Here is a 4,214-nt window from a genome sequence, read left to right as displayed (position 1 = left end):
TGCAAACGGTAGAAAGCGTCTTCCATAAAGAAGTCAGGCCATTTTTCCCACTCTGAGGAATCACACACCATGGCGTAATCGCTGTAGAGGTTTAAGAGCTCGAAATAGGTGTTGAAGTCCATCATGCTCATTCCCCCATCACTTTGCGCCAGTACTTGTACATGCCGCGAATCAATGTTTCTGTGACCATGTGGTCGGTGTCTTCCACCTCGTAGCCGCCCATCTCCACCACCGTGCGGTGCGCAGGTTTTTGCTCGAAACCTTGTTGCGACCATTCGATGACTTCACCGTCATCCGCTGACACAAAACCTGCGGGACCGAACAAATTGGCTTGTATCAAACGGCGCTGCTCCATCTCAGGCGTGTCGTCTTCAAAACCGAAATGCGTCCAGACAAAATCGAAGGAGCCGTGGCCGTTGGGTTGTATGTGCCGGGTCGACACGCTGTTGACTTGCTGCTGAATGATCAGGCTGGGAAATACCGTGGTCATCACAGCGGTCGGGCCGTTCCACCAGGCCTCGGGCACGATGTCCAGCAGGCGTTTGTCATTCAAAGTCATGGTGTCTTTGAAGCTGTCCACGCCGCCGACCACTTCTTCGTTTTTGCCGCCTTGTCCGCGTGTGGAAATCATGGCGGCATGGCGAAACTGCGCGTCCATCTTCAACTCGGATTTGTTGTCAGCGCGCCAAAGCCCGAAGGTGGAAAACCAGGTGTGCAACAAGCCCGGGTGGTAGGGGTCTTTGATGTTTTCTTGCATCAGCTTCCAGTTGCCAGGAATGCGTTGACGCCGGTAGCCCAAAATTTTCAGCTTTCGGCCGTTGAACGTGCGGTCGAAGTAACTCAGAATGACCGGGCCTAAAAAGTCTTCCAATGACTCGATGTCATGGTCAAAAGAGGCAAACACCACGCCGCCACGGGTTGCCACTTTCAGCTTGGTCAAACCGTGATCTTCGACTTTGAAATCTTTGGGCATGCCGCCGTTGATCTTGCCGTCTTGCTTGACACCACGGCGAAACGGCACACCTTGTAAATCACCTTTGACACTGTAATTCCATTGGTGGTAGGGGCAGAAAAAATCTTTGGCGTTGCCGTTGCGTTCGCGGCAAAAGCGCATGCCGCGGTGGGCACACACATTTTCAATCACGTTGATACCGCCGTCCGGATCTCTCACCATGATGACCGAACGCTCACCCACCACAGTGCGCCTGAAGTCGCCCGCATTCGGTATCTCAGCCTCCAGACCAACGTAACACCAGTGGTGGTTGTAGAAAAATTTGTCCAACTCTTTTTTGTACAAGTCTTCGCGCGTGTAAGCCCAAAACGGAATACGGCTCGTACCCTCGCCTTCCCACTTGGGATCAGTTGGAAATACAGATGTTTGTGTCATGAATAATTTCCTTCTTTCAAAATCAAATACCCGACGGGTAGAAAGCATCTGCATGGATCTTTTCCAAAGGCATACCCAAGGATAGTGCCAATCTGTTTAATGCCTCCACCATGGCGGGTGCACCGCAAAAATAGCCGATAAAGTTATTCAACAGCGGAAGATCATTTTGAATGGCGTCGGTCACCAAACCACTGCGCAAACCTTTGCTCACAGTCCCTGTTGCCACCACCACATGTAATTGCATGTTGCCGTGCTCTTGAGCGATTCGGTGCAAGCTTTCTAAGTCGTAACTATCTTCTTGGCTACGCACACCGAAGTACACATGCAAGGGATTGTGCATATGGGCTGCCATGGCTCCACGCACAATCGAAACAATAGGTGCAATACCTGTGCCACCGCCTACACACAGCATAGGCCCTTTGTGTTTTTGGCGCAAATACGCCGTGCCCAAGGGACCGCTGATGCGTACAGCATCGCCCACTTTCAATGTTGAAAAAACATACTCGGTGGCACGTCCACCAGGAACTTTCCGAATTTGAAATTCCATCTCTTCATCGTCTGGCAAGCCCGCCCACGAATACGGTCGAATATAGTCTGGTGTGAATTGCAGCGTGGCGTATTGGCCTGGAGAAAATGCCATCGGCTTAGCTGGCTTGATACGTAAGCGGCGTATATCGTGCGTCAATACATCTATGACTGTGACCGTACCTTTGATGATCTTGGCTGGGTGAACAACCACCTCATCCATATCGGGAATTTCAATCGTGCAGCTCTGCGTCAACACCGATTGGCATGCCAACACATAACTGTCCTGACCTGTTGTCGGACGACCAGCTTGCGGACCACTGTAGCTCAACTCACCGCCGGTGACTTTACAGCGGCAAGTGCCGCAACGCCCAGACATGCAACTGTAAGAAATTGGCACTGCGTTGTCGCGTAGCACATCAAGCAGATTTTGTCCGCTTTGTATGCTCAACCTCAGGTTGTCAGGCTGCACCACGAGTTCCATGTGATATCCGTTTGAATGAGAATATGTGTATTGTGGTTATTCATATCTTATAAGTAAATAAGTCAACTCATATAAGTTATATTTGTTTTATGAATAAAGGCTAGCCCATGGACCTCAGAGACATAGACCTGAATTTGCTGGTTATCTTCAATCAATTACTTATGGACAGACGGGTTTCCACCTCAGCAGATAAATTGGGGCTGTCACAACCCGCAGTCAGCAATGCACTTAAACGCTTGCGTGTCCTTTTAAAAGACGAATTGTTTGTGCGAACCTCGCGCGGCATGGAACCTACGCCTTACGCCTTGCATTTGATTGAGCCCATAGGCTATGCGCTTAGCACCTTACAAAACGCCTTGAACCAACGCGACAGTTTTGACCCGACTACCAGTGAGCGCACTTTCACACTGGGATTGACGGACATAGGTGAGATTTATTTCATGCCCACGCTGATGGCCATGCTCTCACGTGAAGCACCGAATATCAAGATAAGCACTTTGCGTCCCAACACAGGCCACCTGAGCGACGACATGGCGGCAGGTAATGTGGATATAGCCATAGGCTTGCTCCCGAGTTTAACTACAGGTTTTTTTCAGCGTCGCCTATTCAAGCAGCGTTATGTTTGCTTGTTCCGTCAAGGTCATCCCAAAGCTCGCAACCCTATCACCCTTGCACAATACAAAGCACTGCCGCATGTAGGCGTGATCTCGGCCAACACGGGGCATAGCGAGGTTGATGAATGGATGACACGCAAAGGCATTGCGCGTGACATTCATTTACACGTACCGCACTTTGTGGCGGTAGGTCATATTTTGCAAAGCTCGGACTTGATAGCCACCGTGCCCGAGCGCTTTGCCCAAAAATGTGCTGAGCCGTTTCAACTGGAAACCTCACCCCTACCGTTTAAGCTGACAGATATTGCCATCAATCTGTTCTGGCACGCCAAATACAACCGGGAGCCGGGTAATATGTGGTTGAGACAAAGAATAATTGAATTATTTAGTGAATAAATCGGTGAGTAAGCGACTTATTCAACTCGCCCCATCAAAAATGTTATCTGTGCAATGGAAGATATCACCCCATAGGTTCGTGCATAAAGGTTTTCACTTCATCTGAGTCAAGCATGACTGCTAGTTCAGGTGTGCATTGATACACTGCCGTAATTCAATAACGAGTTCGCTAGGCGTCATGCCAATCGGACCAATACCTTTGCTTACAAGTGTGTCTGCCGCCACTGCATGCAACTGCACCGCCAAGCAACTGGCTTGCCATTGGTCTAGGCCATGCTTTCTACCCTGAGCAACAATGGCTGACATACATCCAGTCAACACATCACCGCTGCCAGCCACAGCCAATGCAGGATTGCCCTGCATACATTGCAATATACCGTGCATGGGAGAAGCCATCAAACTGTGGTGGCCTTTGAGTACCACCACCGCCTGCGTGCGTTCAACCAATTCACGTATGGACTGGGCACGGTGTGCTTGAACGTCAGCACTCGCGCAAGACAATAGTCTTGAAGCTTCTCCAGGATGAGGTGTCAGGGTAGTTGGATATGCACGCTGTTGCAATGCCTTCAGCACATCCTCGTGTTGAGCAAGCAAATTGATAGCATCCGCATCAATGACCAATGGCGTAGGCGAAGACAATGCTGCATTTAGCCATTGCAATGCCAGCGGGCTTTGTCCCAGTCCAGGTCCAATCGCAATCACATCGGCTTGTATTTGACTCAATGCCACTTGGGGTTGTTTGTTGTGCGCATCATGAACCATCAATTCAGGTTGTTCTGGCACCATATGTGCACTGGCTTCATCAAGC

General features: G+C 50.0%; 4 protein-coding genes. 1 reads left to right on the top strand and 3 read right to left on the bottom strand.

Annotation, left to right across the window (positions count from 1 at the left end; all coding sequences use genetic code 11):
• Positions 1 to 127: 127 nt before the first annotated feature.
• Positions 128 to 1,387, bottom strand: coding sequence for an aromatic ring-hydroxylating dioxygenase subunit alpha (locus AC9UG7_RS04885; RefSeq protein ID WP_509584963.1), 1,260 nt, complete (start codon positions 1,385 to 1,387; stop codon positions 128 to 130).
• A 22-nt stretch (positions 1,388 to 1,409) separates the two neighbouring features.
• Positions 1,410 to 2,396 (bottom strand): 2Fe-2S iron-sulfur cluster-binding protein, encoded by a 987-nt coding sequence (locus tag AC9UG7_RS04880; protein ID WP_509584960.1) that lies wholly within the window; start codon positions 2,394 to 2,396, stop codon positions 1,410 to 1,412.
• A gap of 107 nt (positions 2,397 to 2,503) precedes the next feature.
• Here AC9UG7_RS04880 and AC9UG7_RS04875 point away from each other — a divergent pair, with 107 nt between their 5' ends.
• Entirely contained in the window at positions 2,504 to 3,406 is a 903-nt protein-coding gene (locus AC9UG7_RS04875) for a LysR family transcriptional regulator (RefSeq protein WP_509584957.1), read from the top strand.
• Positions 3,407 to 3,526: 120 nt separating this feature from the next.
• Here AC9UG7_RS04875 and AC9UG7_RS04870 read toward each other — a convergent pair.
• A partial coding sequence (locus AC9UG7_RS04870; protein WP_509584954.1) for an NAD(P)H-hydrate dehydratase occupies positions 3,527 to 4,214 on the bottom strand: 688 nt, incomplete at its 5' end.

Origin of the sequence: Limnohabitans sp., assembly GCF_046052765.1 — a bacterium.
Classification (GTDB): Bacteria; Pseudomonadota; Gammaproteobacteria; order Burkholderiales; family Burkholderiaceae_C; genus Limnohabitans.
The sequence above is the reverse complement of the archived record's forward strand: the minus strand, read 5'-3'. Positions and strand labels throughout refer to the sequence as shown.